15 protein-coding genes are annotated in these 18339 nt (G+C 65.5%); 12 read left to right on the top strand and 3 right to left on the bottom strand.

Features of this window, described 5'->3' with window-relative positions; genetic code table 11:
* Positions 1–21: 21 nt before the first annotated feature.
* Genes QP999_RS02875 through QP999_RS02865 form a run of 3 tightly spaced genes read left to right on the top strand, consistent with a single transcriptional unit; the run spans position 22 to position 3993 of the window.
* Positions 22–525, top strand: coding sequence for a universal stress protein (locus tag QP999_RS02875; protein ID WP_284847613.1), 504 nt, complete (start codon positions 22–24; stop codon positions 523–525).
* Positions 526–557: 32 nt separating this feature from the next.
* Entirely contained in the window at positions 558–755 is a 198-nt protein-coding gene (locus tag QP999_RS02870; RefSeq protein WP_010188604.1) for a DUF2613 domain-containing protein, read from the top strand.
* Between the two features lies 1 nt (position 756).
* Positions 757–3993, top strand: coding sequence for an alpha-(1->3)-arabinofuranosyltransferase domain-containing protein (locus QP999_RS02865; RefSeq protein ID WP_284847612.1), 3237 nt, complete (start codon positions 757–759; stop codon positions 3991–3993).
* Positions 3994–4152: 159 nt separating this feature from the next.
* On the opposite strand, the gene QP999_RS02860 is transcribed toward QP999_RS02865, so the two are convergent.
* Complete coding sequence (locus tag QP999_RS02860) at positions 4153–5319, bottom strand: acyltransferase family protein (protein WP_284847611.1); 1167 nt, start codon at positions 5317–5319, stop codon at positions 4153–4155.
* A 53-nt stretch (positions 5320–5372) separates the two neighbouring features.
* On the opposite strand from QP999_RS02860, the gene QP999_RS02855 reads away from it, so the two are divergent.
* Together QP999_RS02855 and QP999_RS02850 are read left to right on the top strand one after the other, a co-directional pair.
* Positions 5373–6347, top strand: coding sequence for a PorA family protein (locus QP999_RS02855; RefSeq protein WP_284847610.1), 975 nt, complete (start codon positions 5373–5375; stop codon positions 6345–6347).
* A gap of 12 nt (positions 6348–6359) precedes the next feature.
* Positions 6360–7841, top strand: a complete 1482-nt coding sequence (locus QP999_RS02850; RefSeq protein ID WP_284847609.1) for an MmpA family trehalose lipid delivery protein — start codon at positions 6360–6362, stop codon at positions 7839–7841.
* Here the strand turns inward: QP999_RS02850 and QP999_RS02845 are convergent.
* Positions 7765–8847 (bottom strand): glycosyltransferase family 4 protein, encoded by a 1083-nt coding sequence (locus tag QP999_RS02845; RefSeq protein WP_284847608.1) that lies wholly within the window; start codon positions 8845–8847, stop codon positions 7765–7767. The two genes, QP999_RS02850 and QP999_RS02845, sit on opposite strands and share 77 nt — an antisense overlap.
* Before the next feature lie 24 nt (positions 8848–8871).
* On the opposite strand from QP999_RS02845, the gene QP999_RS02840 reads away from it, so the two are divergent.
* Positions 8872–9636 carry a class I SAM-dependent methyltransferase gene (locus tag QP999_RS02840; RefSeq protein WP_239249415.1) on the top strand — a complete coding sequence of 255 codons (765 nt, stop codon included), beginning with the start codon at positions 8872–8874 and terminating at the stop codon, positions 9634–9636.
* Between the two features lie 55 nt (positions 9637–9691).
* Here QP999_RS02840 and QP999_RS02835 read toward each other — a convergent pair whose 3' ends face one another.
* On the bottom strand, positions 9692–11512 hold the full coding sequence (locus tag QP999_RS02835; protein ID WP_284847607.1) for a phosphoenolpyruvate carboxykinase (GTP): 1821 nt from the start codon (positions 11510–11512) through the stop codon (positions 9692–9694).
* A 357-nt stretch (positions 11513–11869) separates the two neighbouring features.
* On the opposite strand from QP999_RS02835, the gene trmB reads away from it, so the two are divergent.
* The 6 genes from trmB to QP999_RS02805 all read left to right on the top strand — a co-directional run bounded on the left by trmB (position 11870) and on the right by QP999_RS02805 (position 18106).
* Positions 11870–12643: a tRNA (guanosine(46)-N7)-methyltransferase TrmB gene (trmB, locus tag QP999_RS02830; RefSeq protein WP_070531906.1), complete on the top strand. Its 774-nt coding sequence runs from the start codon at positions 11870–11872 to the stop codon at positions 12641–12643.
* Positions 12643–13254 (top strand): NYN domain-containing protein, encoded by a 612-nt coding sequence (locus tag QP999_RS02825; protein WP_070523775.1) that lies wholly within the window; start codon positions 12643–12645, stop codon positions 13252–13254. Before trmB ends, QP999_RS02825 begins: the two co-directional genes overlap by 1 nt.
* Before the next feature lie 7 nt (positions 13255–13261).
* Positions 13262–15610, top strand: a complete 2349-nt coding sequence (locus QP999_RS02820) for an MMPL family transporter (protein ID WP_284847606.1) — start codon at positions 13262–13264, stop codon at positions 15608–15610.
* Positions 15607–16617 (top strand): lysylphosphatidylglycerol synthase transmembrane domain-containing protein, encoded by a 1011-nt coding sequence (locus tag QP999_RS02815; protein ID WP_284847605.1) that lies wholly within the window; start codon positions 15607–15609, stop codon positions 16615–16617. Before QP999_RS02820 ends, QP999_RS02815 begins: the two co-directional genes overlap by 4 nt.
* Entirely contained in the window at positions 16618–16965 is a 348-nt protein-coding gene (locus QP999_RS02810; protein ID WP_070523783.1) for a DUF3054 domain-containing protein, read from the top strand.
* 127 nt (positions 16966–17092) lie between these two features.
* Positions 17093–18106: an HNH endonuclease signature motif containing protein gene (locus tag QP999_RS02805; RefSeq protein WP_070562258.1), complete on the top strand. Its 1014-nt coding sequence runs from the start codon at positions 17093–17095 to the stop codon at positions 18104–18106.
* Positions 18107–18339 lie beyond the last annotated feature (233 nt).

Here is an 18339-nt window from a genome sequence, read left to right as displayed (position 1 = left end):
ACCGGTTGTTAGGATGGTCACATGAATAACGGAGAGACCATGCTCATTGCCTATGACGGCTCCGACCGCGCCGACCGCGCCCTCGAATACGCCGCGCGGCTGCTGCGCCCCACCGATGTCGAAATCCTCACCGCCTGGGAACCGTCCGCGCGCCAGGCCGCCCGCGCGGTCAGCCGCACCGGGCTGCACCAGTCCACGGTCTCACCGGACAGCGTGGAGGATGACCCGGCCTACGAGGAGGCCCTCGCCATCTGCCACCGCGGTATTGCCAAGGCCGAGTCCCTCGGCCTGCGCGGCCATGCCCACCTGGTGGAATCGGTGACGACGATTCAGAGCGCGATTGTCGACGCCGCCCACGAACTCGACATCGACGTCATCGTCACCGGCACCCGCGCGCTTACCGGCTTCCGCTCGCTGTGGAATAACTCCACCGCGGAGTACATCGTGCGCAACGCGGGCCTGCCGGTCTTCATCGTTCCGCCGGAGAACGATGAGGAGGACGACGCCGCGGAGAGCCACTCCTAAAAGGTAGTACCGAGCTGCTAGAATCTGGCGCCATGGCATTCGACAGCGATTCACTCAACAAGCGCACCCTGGGCCCAGCCCTGGGCAGCGCGGTCGTTGGCGTAGCGCTGGGGGTCGTGACCATCCTGGGCATCGCGCAGTTCTCGCAGGCAGATGCCGTTCCAAACGATAATTCCGTCAAGGCCTCCGACGCCGTGATGGGCGGGCCGGAGTACGGCTCCCGCGAGTAGCGTGCGCGCACGCATCGGGGGGCTTTTCTTTTTAGCCCTCGTGGTCCTGGTGCAGCCGTGGGGGCTGACCGCGGCCGATACCAAGCATGATCTGGTGGCCAACCCGGCTGGGTTTTTGGCCGGTGCCCTGCATGCTTATACCGATACTTTTACGCTGGGCCAGCTCCAGAACCAGGCCTATGGCTACCTCTTCCCGCAGGGCTTGTTCTTCTTGCTGGCGGATCCGCTTCCGGATTGGATAGCGCAGCGCGCCTGGTGGTTCTTGGTCCTGGCCGTGGGCTTTCTGGGCTTCTTCCGCGTGGTCCGCACAGTACTTCCCGCCGCGCCGGGCTATGCCGCACTGATGGGCAGCCTCCTCTATGCGCTCTCCCCGCGCACGCTGACCACGCTGGGTGCGATTTCCTCAGAAACCTGGCCGGTCATGCTGGCCCCCTGGGTGCTGCTTCCTTTCCTGCGGCCGGGCCGTCTGTGTTGGCGGGATGCCGCGCCCTCGGTGGTGGCGGTGGCCTGCATGGGCGCGGTCAACGCCACGGCCACGCTGGCTGCCTGCCTGCCGGCGGGTGTGATTCTGCTGTGGCGGCGCGCGGGCAAGACTGGCCTGGTGTGGTTGGCTGGGTGCGCTGCGGTATCCGCGTGGTGGATTACCCCGCTACTCATCTTGGGCCGCTATGCCCCGCCTTTTACGGAATTCATTGAGTCCGCCGGCGTGACCACGCGGTGGCTCAACCTGGCGGAAATCCTGCGTGGCACCACCAGTTGGGCGCCGTTTGTGGATACCGAGCGCGTTGCCGGCAACGAGCTGGCCACCGAGCCGGTCTTCGTGCTCGTCACCGTGTGCGTTGCCGCCTTAGGACTCATGGGCCTGGCCCGGCTGCCGCGCGAGTGGGGTTTCATGCTGCTGGTGGGCGTGGCCGTGCTCGGCACGCATGCTGCGTGGTACCTCGACGCGCTTGATGGCCCGCTGGCCGCGCTGCGCAACGTGCACAAGTTCGACCCGCTGGTGCGCATCCCGCTGGTACTCGGTGTGGCCGCGATTGCTGCCCGGGTGAGGTTGCCGCGGACGTTGTCCCCGGGGCGTCGTGAAGCAGCGGGCCTTTTAGTGTGCCTCGTGGTGATGGGTGCGACCGCCCCCGCGTGGGCGGGCAGGCTGCTGCCGAAGGGCGCGTACGAGGAGGTGCCCGGCTATTGGCAGGAGGCCGCTTCCTTCATGAACAGCCTAGATACGCGCGTGCTCATCTACCCACCGGCCTCCTTTGCGCGGCAGGACTGGGGCTGGACGCGCGATGAGCCGGCGCAGCCGCTTCTCGACGTCCCCTGGGCCGTCCGCGACGCCGTTCCCCTCATTCCGCCGGAAGCCATTCGTGGCCTGGACGGTGCGATGGCGCAGATTTCCCGCGACCCTGCCACCGCACCCGTGGTGTTGCAGCGCCTTGGCATCGGGGCCGTCGCGGTGCGCCACGACCTCATGTCTGGTTCTTCGGAGCACATCCCGGGCGAGGTCCACACCTTCGGGGAGGTCGACGTCGTCGTCTTCGATCCCGACCTCTCCATGAACCTAGCGCCTGCGGATCCGCCGCGCGTGGCGGGCGGTGGGGAATCGCTCGCGCTCCTCTCCGGACCTCACGAACTGGTCGCCTCCAACGCGGACATCGTCACCGATACGCCTGCGCTGCGTGACCGCAACTACGGCACGCTCTCTGGCCCGGTCTCCGCGCCGCTGGCCCCCGATGACCCCTCCACCGTGCGCAATCGACTGCGCGATTACCCCTCCGCCGGCCCGCTGACCCAGGTGGTGGAGCACGATGGCCGCGTCACAGCGTCCTCGTCTGCCGCAGATGCCTCGGCCTTCGGCGGGGCGAACCCGGCGCGTTCTCTTACCGCGGCCGTTGACGACGAGAACTCCACCGCATGGTGGCCAGCGCCTGGCGATTCCGGCTGGTTAGAGCTGCACTCCGATTCCACGTGGACCTCGCCCAAGCTGCGGCTGATGACCACCGGCACGACTGAGGTGACCATCCACAACGGCGACTCCAAGGTGACGGTCACCATGGAGGCCTACCGCGCCCGCGATATCCGCGTGCCCGGCGCGAAGGCCTCCACCATCCGCATCGAGCCGCAGCGCCGCACCGGAATTGCGGAGGCCTCCATCGTGGATCAGCCCACCCCGCGGCGCATCGTCACCGTGCCCGATGCCTCGCCCGATGCCGAGCAGTTCCTCTTCCAACAGGACAACGAGCACATCCTCATCCGCTCCTTTACTACCCCGCGCGACTTAACGGTGCGGGTCTCCGGTGAGAAGACAGTGCTTATCGACGGCTCCCCCCACGCCCCCAACTCCACCCTCAACCTGCCCGCCGGTCAGCACCTCGTGCGCACCACTGGCGATTGGGCGGCCCTGACCGATACCGCGTCTTCCCTGCCCGCGCCCCTTCCCGCTTCCTCTGACCGCCCTTCAGCCGCAGCCGGCGCTACCCCATCGGCCGCATCGGGCGCTGACCACAGCTATACCCCGCTCGCTGCCGGTGAGACCATCGAGCCCGCCGATCACGACCGCCTTCTCATCACCGGACGCGCCTTCAACGAAGGCTTGCGCGGTGAGCTGCGCTCCCCCAGCACAGCCGCGATCTCGACGCCAGGTTCAGCACAAGACTCAGCACAAGATTCAGCGCCGGACTCGACGCCAGCCCCCAGCTCGGAACCGTTGCCCCTCGAACCGCGCTCCATCGATGCCGACACGCAAGCCTTCCTCATTCCTGCCGGCGCTAGCGGGACCTTCCACATGTCTTTTGCTGCCGACCGCGCCTATCGCGTGGGCCTCGGCCTCGGCGGCGCGCTCGCTGCGCTGACCACCGCGCTGTGTCTGCTTGTCATGGCCCGTGGCCCCCGCTCTCAATCCGCTTCCCCCGCCACTTCCTCTGCTTCCCGAATGCTCTCCCCCGCCCGTGTTGCCCACTCGTCTAGCTCGGCGCGTGTCCTTCTAGCCCTGCTCATCGCGGCAACGATGGCGCTCGTCGCGGGCCTGCCCGGTGTTGCCGCCGCTGCCGCGGCGTGGGCCATCACCCGCTGGACCACGTTGCGCTCCGACTACTTGGCGGGCGCGCTGACCCTGGCCGCGGGCGCGATGCTCGCCCGCGCACCCTGGCCCACGGACGGCTACGCCGGCGACTCGCTTCTGGTGCAGCTGCTCTGCGTCGCGGCTATCACGTGTGCCTGCCTCCCACCCCGCCGCACGCCCTAAGTACCCGGCCCCACCCCAGATGGTTTCCCTCAAAAGGTACTAGTCAAAAGGTGTCTTTGGGGGCAAGGAAACCATCTGCGGCGGTGTAAAAGGTTTGTTTGGGGTCAAGTAAACCGTTTGACTAATGCCTTCTGGAAAATGCCATGAGTGAAGTGCCATCTACGGCCCCGCCGAGCCAGCAGAACCAGTAAAACCAGCGGCGTTGGCAAGGGATCCGGAACCGGAAGCGCTCGCAGAATCGGCGGCGACGCGCGGCAGAGAACGCGGGACGGCGATGCGGCCGCGGGCGAAGGAGCGGATGAGGTCGCGGCCGGGGACCTCGACAAGCGCGTAGGTCGCAGCAGAAAGCACACAGCTAACGACCACCGTGAAGACCAACACCACCGCGAAATCCCCGGCAGAGCCGGAGAAAGCAGACACGCCCAACAGCGGGAAGGCAATGGCCAGCACCGCTACGTGCCACATGAAAACACCATAAGACCAGCGGCCCAGCGCTCGCATCACCTCGGAAGAAAGCCAGCTTTCCCGCGGGGCCAGCGCCACCGGCACCACGATGCACGCCCCGCACACCGCCCCCGCCGCAATGCGCCGCGCAAACTCACCCGGTTCTGGATGCACCAAGCCCTGCGGGCCGAACCACTCGCGGCTGGCCAGCCACACGCAGCCCGCCGCCACCGCCCAACAGGCGGGACGCACAATCCGCCCAGCACGCAGGCGCACCTGCGCGGCCTCGGCCTCCGCGGCCAGCATTCCCACCGCAAACCACGAGAAATACGCGGGCGGCCAAATCTGCGTATTGACATCGCCGGATTCATACCCGGCCACAAACGGCAGGAAGCCCCAGAACAAACTCAGCACGCCAGCTCCAGCAATAAGTGCAACCCGCGGGCGCGCCGAGAGCTTATCCAACAACCACGCCAACAGCGGCAACACCGCATAGAAGGCGAACTCCACACACAGCGACCACAATTGCGTGAGCCCGGGAACCAGGCCATCGGCAATATAGAGCTGCGTGCCAGTCAGGTTGGTGATGACTTGCGGGAGGGTTAAGGGGGAAGCGTCGGGAAGCAAGGCGAGTACGACCACCACACACACCAGATACAGCGGCGCCAAGCGCGCCACGCGGGAGAGCACGTACTGCCCCGCCGTGTGCGCGTGCCGCCGGCGCCACAACAAGAAACCGCTGAGGACGAAGAAGACCGCCACCCCGTAATCCAGGCGCTCAGCCCAGGCCCAGCCGGTGGCCGTCTGAAAGGACACGTGCGTGACCACGACTGCCAATGCTGCCAGCGCACGCACGCCTTCGAGCTCAGGGAGAAAGCGCATGGCCCACTACGATACTATTTCTGCAGTGAATCCCTCGACCGATCGGAGCTGACGTGTTCCTTCGCTCCCGCCTAGCGCAGGTGACGATTGCCGCCGCGGTGTTCCTCATACTCGGGTCCATCCTTCCGCCGCTGTACAACAACCAATCCCGCCCGCTGCCCAGGGACCTCAACCTAGAGATCCACGCGGAGCACGACGGAGCCACGTTTAGCCGCCACACCACCACCGCCCCCGCGATGAAGGATTCCGTGGCCCGCGCGCAGTCCACCGTGGACCTCACCTTCAACGGCGAGACCATCGCGCACATCACCGAGGAATCCCAGCTCAACCGCGAATCCACCTACCCGGTGGCGGGGCCGAACACGACGCAACACATCGAGCTTCCCGCCTTCGACGTACAGATGGAAGACCGGGTGGAGCGCGACGGCATCAGCTACTTCTTCCCCTCCGGCGCGGAGCAGCGCTCCTATCCCTTCTTCGATCCGCTGACCCAAGACACGGAGCCCATCGATTTCCTGCGCGATGAAAAGCTCGACAACATCCCCACCTACGTCTTCCACCAGGATGTCGCGCCAGTCTCGCTCGGGGAGGTCTTCGCCTTCGAAGCCCACCGCTCCGGCCCCGCGGGCGATTTCTACTCGCCCGAATCCCTGGAACGCTACAACCTCAAGCCGAAATCGCACGTCATCCTCGAGCCCTTCTACGCGGTGAGCCGCACCGTGTGGGTCGAACCCACGACCGGCACCATCGTCAACGAGGAGGAACACCCGCGCATCTTCTGGGCCACGGATGCGAGCCAGGCCCAGGCCATGGTCGACGCCGATGACACACAAGAACGCGCGCTTCTCGACGTCCCCCTCTCCTGGTCCGACTCCACCCGCACCGAACGCCTCGACTCGGTTCGCGGAGTCATCGACACGGTCAAGGTCTTGAGCCTCGTCGGCTGGCTGGGCAAGGCCATAGGCGTGGCGTTGTTGGCGGTGGCGGCCGCGATGTTCATGCGCCGCCATGCAGCGCAGAGCGCGTAGGCGCCCGTGACTGTGTCCCGAGCATCCCTTGCGGTGCGCGCCGCCCTCTGCGCCTGGGGCGTGGCGCTCGTGCTCGCGGTGTGCTGGCCCTTCGTGCTGCCCGGCGAGTTCCTGTGGCGCGACATGGTGTTGCTTGAGCACCCGGCGTTCACCGCCTCTGCCTTCGGTGCCGGTGACTTGCCCGCGCGCAACGCACCGCAAGACGGGGTGCTTGCCTTATTCGGCGGGGCGTGGCTGGCCAGGGTCTTCATCCTTGCTGCCGCGAGCGCCTCGGCGTGGGTGGCGGGTCGATGGGCGTGCCAGCGCACACAGTTCAGCCCGTGGGCAGCAGCCGCGGCGATGGCGTGCGCGGTGGCCAATCCTTTCGTCATCGAGCGCCTCTTGCAGGGCCAGTGGTCGCTGGCGGTCGCGGCCTGGCTGGCGCCCGTGATCGCATGGGGTTGCCTCGCTGCGCACCCGCGCGTGGCGTGGCTAGCGCTGTGGGCCGCGTCCTTGACGCCCACCGGCGGGCTCTTCGGGGGACTCATCGCGGTTGTCTGTGAGCGCGAAAGGCGGTGGCTCTTCGCGGGCGGCTCAGTTTTGCTGTGGTTGCCGTGGCTAGTTCCAAGCCTCGTGGCCGGTTCGCCTACCACCCACGGCGACCCCGCCGCCCAGGCCGCGGCCTTCGCCCCGCGCGCGGAGGCCTACGTGGGTGCGGTCGGCTCGCTGCTCGGCTTCGGTGGCATCTGGAATGCCGCAGCAGTACCGGCTTCCCGCGAGCAGGGCTTCGCCCTGGCGGGACTTGCCGTCGCCGCCCTCGCTGTCCTGGGCGCTGCCCGCCTTCCCCGGCGCGAGCTGCGCCCGCTCGCGGCCCTGGCGGTTCTCGGCATGGGCCTGGCCATCCTCGGCGCACTCGCCCCAGGTCTCACCGCCTTCGCCGTGGAGCACGTCCCCGGTGCGGGCCTACTGCGCGATTCCTCCAAGCTCACCTTGCTCGCCCTGCCGCTGGCCGTGGCGGGTATCGCATCCCTGCGCCAACTTCCTGCCGCACTCGCGCTGTGCGCCTGCCTGCTGCAGGCCCCCGATGCACCGCGGGAGCTCGCCGTGTTACGCCCACGCGAAACGGGCATCGACCGCCAGCTCGTCGAAGAGCTCGACGGCCGCCTGACCTTCTTCGCCGACCGCCCTGCCATGGTACCGCTCGACGGCGGCATTGCCCTCGACCCCTATTCCAAGGCCGCCAACAAGCTCGACTCCGGCGAGCTCACCGTCGACGGCATAAACGTGGATCAGCCTGCGCCGCGCTACCTGGCGGCCACCGAAGCCTGGAACACGCGCGACCTCGCCCGGTTGGAGGAGCTCGGCGTGGGCGCGGTCGTCGAAGCGGGAGGCATCGTTGCCACCACCAACGCGCAACCGGCACCCGCCCCGTGGGGGCTTAGCGCCGCCTGGTGCGCACTTCCGCTTCTAGCAACTCTTCGAAGCGCGCACCGGTTTTCTCCCACGAAAAAGTAGCCGCCAACTCGCGTGCCGCGTTGCCTAAACGGTGGCGGAGGGAGGGGTCGTCGACAAGCATGCGCACCGCCGGCGCGAACTCCTCCTCGCACCGCACCAGCACACCGGTCTTGCCGTCGATAACACTGTCTTGCAGGCCGAACGCATAACCTACCGTGGTCACCCCATGTTGGGCCGCCTCCATGACTGCCAAACCCCAGCCTTCTTTTCGAGACGGCATGAGGTGGACATCAGCGCGCGCGAGCAGCGCATGTTTATAGTCCTCCGTCACCTGACCACGGAAGCGCACGCGGTCTTCCACCCCGTGGGCACGCGCATACTCGCGCAGGTGGGATTCCCACCAGCCGGAACCGATGACGTCGAGAAGCGCGCCCGGAATCCGCGCCACGGTGTCCATGGCATGCTCAATTTGCTTGTGCGGCACGAGGCGCGACAGCGTCACCAGGTGGATATCGGCCTCGCGCTCCAAGGTGGGCACGTGTGACGGCAGGGGGTCCACGCCGTTTTCAATGATGTGCGCGCCGTGAATCCCCAGCTTCTCCAGGTCGCGCTTCGAGGCCTCCGAGACCGTCACCCACGTGTTCTCGCGATACAGCGCGGGGACCACGCGAGATTCCAGGAACCACCCCAGCCGCGCCAGCACGGGCCCGGCCACCGGCCACTGCTCGCGGTGGCAGTGGTGCGTCAGGATCACCACGGGCGCCCGGGTGGCCAGGCGCGCAAAGAACGGGATGCCGTTGTGGGTATCCACCACGACATCGAAACCGCGGCGCCCGAACAACATCACCACCAACGCGCGCGGGTAGACGCTGAACTTGGCCCCGGCACGCGAGTAGAGCACGCCGTTGCGGCGCTCGCGCTTGGCGGCGTTCATGTGGCGCGCGGTACGGAAGACCACCTCGTGGCCTTGGGCAGCGAGGTACTCGCCGACGCGCTCGAGGTAGCGCTCGGAACCGCCACCCTGCGGGTGGGTGGAATCGCGCCAACATAAAAGAAGGATTTTCATGACGATGCTTTAGCCTAGTGGGTTATGAAACGCACCCGTGCCTTGGCCACCCTGCGCCGCTCCTGGCGACTGCTGCGCTCCTTCCGCTTTGAGCAGACAGCGCCCGCGGTCTTTTATGGCGGTCTGGCTGAGGACACCGCCGCGCTTGTCGACGCCCTCTCCCGCGACCATTCCCTCTCCCTCACCGGCGCGCGCGTGCTCGACGTCGGGGGCGGGCCCGGCTATTTCGCTTCGGCCTTTGCCCAGCGCGGGGCCAGCTATGTCGGGCTGGAGCCGGACGTGGGCGAGATGGCCGCCGCCGGCATCGAGGTGGCCCAGGCCGTACGCGGCAACGGCACTAGCTTGCCCTTCGCGGATGACATCTTCGACATCACGTATTCCTCCAACGTGGCCGAGCACATCCCCAACCCGTGGGACATGGGTGAGGAGATGCTGCGCGTAACCAAGCCCGGCGGGCTGGTGATCTTGAGCTACACGGTGTGGCTGGGACCCTTCGGCGGGCACGAGACCGGCCTGTGGGAGCACTACGTGGGCGGCGAGTTCGCCCGCGACCGCTATACCCGCCGCCACGGTCACCCGCCGAAGAATGTCTTCGGCACCTCGCTCTTTGCGCTCTCCGCCCGCGAGGGCTTGGACTGGGCGCGCAGCGTGGCTCCGCCTAGCCCACAGGGCGCAGAGTTCCTCGCGGCCTTTCCGCGCTACCACCCTGCCTGGGCCTGGTGGGTGCTCAAGGTGCCGGTGCTGCGCGAGTTCCTCACCTCCAACCTGGTCCTCGTCCTGCGCGCTTAAGCCCCTAAAACGACGAAAGCTCCCCCGCAGGGGAGCATCCGTTTAACCTCGAAGATTAGGAGGCAGACTCAACGCGCTCCTTGAGCGCGGTGAACTGGTCCCACACCTCAGACGGAACGCGGGAGCCCAAGAAGGTCAGGTACTCCTTGTTGTCTTCCATGTCGCCAGCCCAATCGGCCGGGTTCACGGAAAGGGCCTCGCGGACGTCCTCGATGTCGAAGTCGATACCGGTGAGGTCGATATCCTCCGGGCGGGCGGTGTGGCCCACGACGGTCTCGACGGCGTCGACCTTGCCCTCGATGCGGTCCACAATCCACTTGAGAACGCGGGAGTTCTCGCCAAAGCCCGGCCACAGGAAGCGGCGGTCCTCACCGCGGCGGAACCAGTTCACCAGGAAGATGGCCGGCATACGGTCGCCGCCCTTTTCACCCATATCTACCCAGTGCTGCAAGTAGTCACCGGCGTTGTAGCCCATGAACGGCAGCATGGCCATCGGGTCGTGGCGCAGGGCGCCGACCTTGCCCTCGGCGGCAGCAGTCTGACCGGAGGAGAGCAGGGCACCAATCATGGTGCCGTGGTTCCAGTCGAAGGCCTGGGTCACCAGCGGGACGGTATCCGCGCGGCGGCCGCCGAAGAGGATGGCGTCAATCTTGACGCCCTTCCAGTCATCGAATTCCGGCGCAGCGGTCGGGCACTGCGTAATCGGCACGCAGTAGCGGGAGTTCGGGTGAGCCGCCTTGGTGGTCGAAGCCGGGGTCCAGTCGTTGCCATGCCAGTCGATGAGGTGCTCCGGGGCCTCGCCCATTTCCTCCCACCAGACATCGCCGTCGTCGGTCAGCGCGACGTTGGTGAACAGGGTGTTGCCCGGCTCCATCGTCTTCATGGCAATCGGGTTGGAATCGTAGTTGGTGCCCGGTGCCACGCCGAAGAAGCCGTTCTCCGGGTTGACGGCGTACAGGCCGTCCTCGCGCAGCTTCATCCACGCGATGTCATCGCCCACGACCTCAGCCTTCCAGCCCGGGATGGTCGGGGTGATCATGGCCAGGTTGGTCTTACCGCAGGCGGACGGGAAGGCGGCAGCGATGTGGTACTTCTTGCCCTCCGGGTTGGTGAGCTTCAGGATGAGCATGTGCTCTGCCATCCAGCCCTCTTCCTTCGCCATCACGGAAGCGATACGCAGCGCGTAGCACTTCTTGGCCAGGATGGCGTTGCCTCCGTAACCGGAACCGTAGGACCAAATCTCCTTGGTCGCCGGGAACTGCGTGATGTATTTCTTCTCGTTGCACGGCCACGCGACGTCCTCCTGACCCGGCTCCAGCGGGGCACCCACGGAGTGCAGAGCGTGGACAAAGTCACCGTTGTCCCCGATCTTGTCTAGGGCCTGCTGGCCCATGCGGGTCATAATGCGCATGGAGAGCACAACATAAGCCGAGTCGGTGAGCTGCACGCCGAGCTTCGGGTCCGGATCACTAATCGGGCCCATGCAGAACGGCACGACGTACATGGTGCGGCCCTTCATGGAACCGCGGAAGGCCTCGGTCATCTCTTCCTTCATGGCTGCCGGCGGGGCCCAGTTATTGGTCGGGCCTGCGTCCTCTTCAGTCTCAGTGCAGATGAAGGTGCGGGACTCCACGCGCGCGACATCCGACGGGTTCGAGCGCGCCAGGTAGGAGTTCGGGCGCTTCTCCTCGTTGAGCTTAATCAGGGTGCCCTTCTCCACGAGCTCAGCGGCGAGACGGTCAGCCTCCTCCTGGGAGCCATCTACGAAGACGACCTCTTCCGGCTGGAAGAGCTCGACGCTCTCACTGATCCACGAAATAAGCTTCTCGTTCTTCGTGGGCAGTTCACCTACAAGGCCCTTAATAGTTGCGGTCATCTCACATTCTCCTGTGGTCGGTGTGGCCAGGGTGCTTTATTTCGCCGAAGGTTCCCCCAACGACGTTTCACCAACCAGAGTACGGACACTGGTGATGACAGAATGTGTAATGCCCGCCACCCCGGTTATATCCACCCAGTTCATATCGACTATGTCGAGGACAGCGGAGTGTGAAATGTGGCACCCACCGCCCTCAATCGCCCCCATACGGGGGTTTCGTTTCTGTGGATCACCCATCCCGTACGCCCGTCCCGCTACCCCCACGGCGTCCTGTGTGGCCTCCACCGAGGCGCCCCTCCACCCTCCACGGCGCGGCACGTTGCCCCTCACCCCTGCTTAAGGGAACAATGTCAACTGATGAATAGCGCAGACTCTTCCCAGAATCCCGCCGCGCAGATGCCTCACGGCCGCGGCCTCCAGACGGATTTCAACGCCGAGTTCAACAATGATTTGGACTACCCACGCCTCGGCAACGTGACCTTCCGTCGCGGCACCCTCACCGACAACCAGAACGCCCTCTTCGAGGAGCACTGGCCACGGTTGGGGCGCCTGCTTGCCGACGAACCCCTCGACATCCCCGCCTGGTTCGGCCGCGAGGGGGCGAAGACCATCGTCGAGATCGGCTCCGGCACCGGTACCTCAACCGCAGCCATGGCGCCACTCGAGCAGGACACCAATATCATCGCCGTCGAGCTCTACAAGCCGGGCCTGGCCAAGCTGCTAGGTTCCATCGTGCGCAACGATATTGAGAACATCCGCATGGTCCGCGGCGATGGCATCGAGGTTCTCATGCGCATGTTCGCGCCCGAGTCCCTCGACGGTATCCGCATCTTCTTCCCGGATCCGTGGCCCAAGGCCCGCCATCACAAGCGGCGCATCATCCAATCCGGCACGCTCAATCTTTTTGCTTCCCGCCTGAAACCCGGCGGCGTGCTCCACGTGGCCACCGACCACGCCGGCTACGCCGAGTGGATTAATGAGCTCGTCGAGGTCGAGCCTTCCCTCGACTACAAGGGCTGGCCCTGGCCGGAGTGCCCCATCCTCACCGACCGCCAGGTCATCACCAAGTTTGAGGGCAAAGGCCTGGATAAGGAACACGTCATCACCGAGTACCTGTGGGAGAAGAAGTAATGGCCGGAACCTACCTTCTGGTGTGGGACGCACCCAACATGGACATGGGGCTCGGCGCCATCCTCGGGGGGCGCCCCACCGCCGCCTACCGCCCGCGTTTCGACGCCATCGGCCGCTGGCTGGTGGACCTGGCCTTCGATAACGACGCCACCCCTGAGGCCGCCGTTTTCACCAACGTCAGCCCCGGCGGCGCCGACGTCATCCGCCCCTGGGTCGAGGCCATCCGCAACGTCGGCTTCGCCGTGTTTGCCAAGCCAAAGCTCCACGAGGACGATGATGTCGACCCCGACATGGTCGAATACATCAAGGCCAACCGCGAGAACCTCTCCGGTGTCATCGTGGCTTCTGCCGACGGCCAGAACTTCCAGCACCTGCTTGAGCAGCTCTCCGCTTCCGGCCTGCCCACCTGCGTGCTTGGCTTCCACGAGCACACCTCCTGGGCGCTGACCCACCCCGATATCGAGTTCGTCGACCTCGAAGACATCGAGGGCGTCTTCCGCGAACCGCTGCCGCGCGTGAACCTGGACAACCTGCCTCCAGGCGGCGCCTGGCTGCAGCCTTTCCGCCCGCTGTCCGCACTGCTGCCGGACCGCGCGCCCGAGCACAATTAGGAGCCGCATGTTTTATTCTTGGGGCCGTTTTTCCTATGCCCACCGCAAGGTCATCCCGCTCATCATCGTGGGTCTCATCCTCGGCCTCTTCTTCGGCTTCGGCACCCGCCTGGGTGACCGGATGAGCCAGGAGGGCTGGGAGGACCCGGGGGCGGCGTCGACAAGCGCGGCACAGATCGAGCTCGAGACTTTCGGCCGTGACAATTCCGGCGACGTCATCCTGCTTTTCGATGACCCCGAAACCCACGCCGCCGAGGCCAAGGCCTTCCTGGATGAGCTCAAGGCGCAGCACCCGGAGCAGATCGACTCCGTGACCAGCTACTTTGATAAGCGCAACCCGAACCTCATCACGCAGGACCACTCCACGGCCTTCGCCGCCATCGGGCTGAAAGGCGACGGCGAGCAGACCCTCAAGGACTTCCGCGCCATCGAGGATTCGTTGCACGCTGCCGACGTCCCTGTGCAGGTAGCGGGTGCCACCGCCGTGGCCGACGCACTGGATGAAGGCATGTCCAAAGACATCTCCCGCGCGGAGAAGGCCGCCCTGCCGCTCGTCGGCCTGCTGCTCCTCGTGGTCTTCGGCTCCGTCGTGGCGGCGTTCATGCCGCTCGTCGTGGGCGGGCTGTCCATTTTGGGATCGCTGGGCATTCTTTCCATCCTGGCTGGCTTCCAGCAGGTCAACGTGTTCGCGCAGGCCGTCGTCACGCTGCTGGGACTGGGCCTGGCCATCGACTATGGCCTGTTCATGGTCTCCCGCTTCCGTGAGGAGCTGGACAAGGGCCGCGATACCAAGGAGGCCGTGGCGATCACCACCGCCACCGCGGGCCAAACCGTGGTCTTTTCCGCCGCGATGGTGGCCGTATCCCTCTCCGGGCTTTTCCTCTTCCCGCAGGCCTTCCTCAAGTCCGTGGCCTATGGCTCCATCTCCGCGGTGGGCCTCGCCGCACTCCTGTCGGTCATGGTGCTGCCGTCGTTGTTTGGCATGCTGGGTCACAATATCGATAAGTGGACTGTGCGAAAGACCTCGCGGCGCGGGCGCCACATCGAGGACACGTGGTGGTACCGGATGCCGCGCTGGGCCATGGGCCGCGCGGGCCTGATGACTGCCGCCATCTGTGCGCTACTCATCGCGCTGACCCTGCCGGTGCTGGGCGTGAAATTCGGCGGTATCAACGAGACCTACCTGCCGCCCAACCAAGACGCGCGCGTGGCGCAGGATCAGTTCAACGAGCAGTTCCCCTCCTTCCGCACCGAGCCGGTCAAGCTGGTGGTGAAGAACGCGACGAATGAGCAGCTTGTCGACGTCGTCATGCAAGCCCGCTCCATCCAAGGCCTTACCGAGCCAATGGGCCCGAAGACCGCGACCGTCGACGGCACCACCGTCCTCGGCGCCGGTATCCAGGACCGCGAGGACTACGGGCGCATCGTCCACGAACTCGAGAACATCGAGGCACCGGAGGGCGTGGAGCTGTATGTTGGCGGCACCCCGGCCATGGAGGTCGAATCCCTCGACGCGCTCTTTGAGACCCTCCCTTGGATGGCGCTTTACGTGGTGCTGGCCACCTTCCTCCTCATGGCGCTGGTCTTCGGCAGCTTCATCCTGCCGCTCAAGGCCATCATCATGACGCTGCTTTCCCTGGGCGCCACGCTGGGTATCTTGACGCTCATGTTCGTCGATGGCCTCGGCTCCGGCCTGCTCAACTTCACCGCTGGTCCGCTCATGAGCCCGATTCTGGTGCTCATCATCGCCATCGTCTTTGGCCTGTCCACGGACTACGAGGTCTTCCTAGTCTCGCGCATGGTAGAAGCCCGCCGCCGGGGCGCTTCCACGGACGAGGCCATCGCGGCGGGTACCGCGCACACCGGCGGCATCATCACGGCGGCCGCGCTCATCATGATTGTGGTCGCGGGAGCCTTTGGCTTCTCAGACATCGTGATGATGAAATACATCGCCTTCGGCATGATTTTTGCACTGCTTATCGACGCCACCATCGTCCGCATGCTCCTCGTCCCCGCCGTCATGCACCTCCTGCGCGAGGACAACTGGTGGGCCCCGCGCTTCCTCACCCGCCTGACCCACCGCCTCGGCGGCGACAACGCTCCGGTTGCCGAACCGGCCCTGGCCACTGCGTCAGCTGCCGGGCCGGCGCCCACCGCCCCAGTGCTGAACAACGAAGAGGTCGCACCGGCTGCGCAGGACGACGCGCCCCACTCCTCTGTGACTTCGGCAGAACAGGTTGAGGAGGCGTCGCCAAGCGATGCTCCTGTACGCGGGGACCGCAGCGCCGACACCGACACCGAACTCATCCCCTTCTCCGAGCTGGTCAAGCGCCTCAATTCCACGGATGATCGATGAAGAAGAACTGGCTGACCTGGATAGTCTCCCTGCTGATTCTGGCCGCGCTGGCGTGGTTCTTCCGCGACCAGCTGGACTTCATCTCCGAGGGATTGCGCCGCCTGCGCCACGCCGAGCCTTTCCCCGTGGTGCTGGTGGTGTTCTTCGCACTGCTGTCCATCGCGGGTATGGCGGAAGTGATGAAGCGGCTCATCGGCGCAGGCGGCGTCAAGGTGCCACTGCGCGAAACCTATGCCATCACGCTGGCCTCCAATGCCTGGTCCACGACTCTGCCGGCGGGCCCTGCCTTTTCGGCTTTGCTCACCTTCCAGGTGCAGCGCCGCTGGGGTGCGTCGGTGGCGCTGTGCAGCTACTTCCTGTTTTTGTCCTCGATTATTAGCTCGATGTTCCTCGCGCTCATTGGTTTGGGCGGGGTGTTTTTCCTCAACGCGGATATGGCTCTGGGATCGCTTATCACCACGGTTGTCCTCATGCTCGCGGCGCTCGGCGGCATTTTCTGGTTGACCTCGCACCCGGTGACCCTTGAGCGTTGGCTGCGCAAGCTGCGGCCCGGTCCGAAGCGGGACCGCGCAATTCAGGAGGTCCGCAACCTGGGCGAGGTCCACCTTTCGCGCGGCCCCTTTGCTGTGGTTGCTGGGGCGTCGCTAGTTCACCGCCTGGCCGATATGGGCGCGCTGTGGGCATCCGTGTGGGCGGTGACCGGGGAGATTCCGTGGCTGCGCGCGGGTGCTGATGACACCACCCTGGCCGGTGTGGCCCTGGCCTTCCTGGCCGCGAAGCTGGCTGGCTCCGCGCAGGTCACCCCGGGTGGCGTGGGCACGGTGGAGGCCGCGCTCATCACCCCTCTGGTGGCGACAGGCCTGACCGTGGTGCACGCCACCTCCGCGGCCATCATCTACCGGCTTATTTCCTTTGCGCTCATCACTATCATTGGATGGGTCATCTACTTCGCCCACTACGCCCGCGATGGCTTTTCTTACGCGGCGTTGAACCGGAAGGAATCCTAAATGCGCGTTGCCCCGCTTATCGACGTCCTCGCTCTCGCCCTCTTCGCCATCTTCGCCCGCCTGGCGCATGGTGGCCTGAGCTTTAGCTCCTGGGTTGATGCCTTCTGGCCGTGGACCGTGGGCGCACTCGTGGGCTGGATCATCATCATGGCGACGAAGCTGAGCGGCCTGTGGAAGGAGGGCGTCGTCGTGTGGCTGAGCGCCATCATTGGCGGTATGGCCCTGTGGATGCTGGTCAACGGCCGCCTGCCGCACTGGTCCTTCCTCATCGTGGCCACCGTAATGTCGGCGCTGTTCTTCTTTGGCTGGCGAGCCATCGCGGCCTTTGCTTCCCGCTCCCGCGCCTAGAATCTGTGACATAGTCGGTTACCCGTCGACCTTCTTTCACCCCTTTACGCCCTTGCAAATGGACGTTTGAGCTGGGAGTTTGGCGTTCCGGTTGCGGGATAGTTAGGGGCGGTTTAGTGTGTGAGGCATGAAGTTGGGGGACTTACTCGGGGTACTCGCTCGCGGCATGCACGTCGTCTCCTTGTGCGCGGGGCACACGCACGAGGACATGCTGGCGCTGGGCGCGACGCCGCGCGTGGCGCGGCAGCTCGAGGGACTTCACCGCGTTTATTTTGGCCAAACTGCTTTCAGCGCCAAGCAGCGCCGCGCCCGGGAGACTAACCATGCGCTGGATACGCTGCTGCAGATTGAGCGGCATGTGGCGCGCGTCAAGAACTCGCGCCAGGCATGGGACTTGCGCGTGGAATTGTGTGCGACCCCAGAAGGCGAGATTGCGGGTGTGGCGAAGCGCAGGCTCGCGGAGCTCACACCCGAGCCCACTCCTGGCGTCCGCGTGCGACGCAGTGCGGGCGGCATGCACAAGCTCATCATCACGGATCGCCCGCGCGCGATTGCCAATCTAGTAGGCACTCTCAAAGCCACGTCGGAGGACCTGCTCAAGGCAGTCCACGAGGTCTTTTCCGGAAGCGGCGCGCCGAAGCCGGCATTGCATGCTCACGTCATTGTGCGCCTCGAACAGCTGGACAAGATTGTGCGGGGCGAGGGCGATGACATCCTTCTGCAGGCAACCGACGGCGGCACGATGACAGGCGCGGAGTTCCTCCGCACCACGTTTTCTGAGCGTGGCTTCGTCTCCCTCTTCCACCCGGTCGAGGGGCCGGTCAATGTGTATTACGGCAGCCGCTTCGCCAACGATAAGCAACGAATCCTGCTCAGCGCAGAGCATCCGACGTGCGCTTGGCTCGGCTGCACAAGACCTGCCGCGGAATGCCAGATGCACCACATCAGACGGTGGCAGGATGGCGGGCCGACGAACCTCGACAACCTCGTGCCGTTATGCAAGTATCACAACGCCATCAACGACGATGACCCCGCCCGCCCCACGTACCGCGGGCGCATCGACCGCATCGAAGGCCGCATGGCGTGGCTGCCTCCCGACGGTGGACCACCAGTCCCCATCCCCAGCCCGGTCTGGGATTAAAAAAGCCCCTCCGCAAGGAGGGGCTAGAAGCGCTGGCTTACTTCGAGCTCAGCGCGGAAACGTCCACGCCGGCCTGGTTGAGCAGCATAATGACGAGGTTGATGATGTCACCGCTGAGGTCAAGAACGCTAGAGAGCATTGGGTTTCTCCTTCGATTGAATTCCTAGTCTTTAGGCTTATCGGATAAAACAGGCTCACATGTTACGCCGAGACACAAAATTCAGCGCGATCCG

This window comes from Corynebacterium sp. MSK004 (genome assembly GCF_030232515.1).
In the GTDB taxonomy this organism is placed as follows: Bacteria; Actinomycetota; Actinomycetes; order Mycobacteriales; family Mycobacteriaceae; genus Corynebacterium; species Corynebacterium hesseae.
The sequence above is the reverse complement of the archived record's forward strand: the minus strand, read 5'-3'. Positions and strand labels throughout refer to the sequence as shown.

Coding starts and splice junctions, on each gene's coding strand:
- QP999_RS02875 (WP_284847613.1), top strand. CDS start 22: ATGAATAACGGAGAGACCATGCTCATTGCCTATGACGGCTCCGACCGC.
- QP999_RS02870 (WP_010188604.1), top strand. CDS start 558: ATGGCATTCGACAGCGATTCACTCAACAAGCGCACCCTGGGCCCAGCC.
- QP999_RS02860 (WP_284847611.1), bottom strand. CDS start 5,319: ATGCGCTTTCTCCCTGAGCTCGAAGGCGTGCGTGCGCTGGCAGCATTG.
- QP999_RS02845 (WP_284847608.1), bottom strand. CDS start 8,847: ATGAAAATCCTTCTTTTATGTTGGCGCGATTCCACCCACCCGCAGGGT.
- QP999_RS02840 (WP_239249415.1), top strand. CDS start 8,872: ATGAAACGCACCCGTGCCTTGGCCACCCTGCGCCGCTCCTGGCGACTG.
- QP999_RS02835 (WP_284847607.1), bottom strand. CDS start 11,512: ATGACCGCAACTATTAAGGGCCTTGTAGGTGAACTGCCCACGAAGAAC.
- trmB (WP_070531906.1), top strand. CDS start 11,870: ATGAATAGCGCAGACTCTTCCCAGAATCCCGCCGCGCAGATGCCTCAC.
- QP999_RS02825 (WP_070523775.1), top strand. CDS start 12,643: ATGGCCGGAACCTACCTTCTGGTGTGGGACGCACCCAACATGGACATG.
- QP999_RS02820 (WP_284847606.1), top strand. CDS start 13,262: ATGTTTTATTCTTGGGGCCGTTTTTCCTATGCCCACCGCAAGGTCATC.
- QP999_RS02815 (WP_284847605.1), top strand. CDS start 15,607: ATGAAGAAGAACTGGCTGACCTGGATAGTCTCCCTGCTGATTCTGGCC.
- QP999_RS02810 (WP_070523783.1), top strand. CDS start 16,618: ATGCGCGTTGCCCCGCTTATCGACGTCCTCGCTCTCGCCCTCTTCGCC.
- QP999_RS02805 (WP_070562258.1), top strand. CDS start 17,093: ATGAAGTTGGGGGACTTACTCGGGGTACTCGCTCGCGGCATGCACGTC.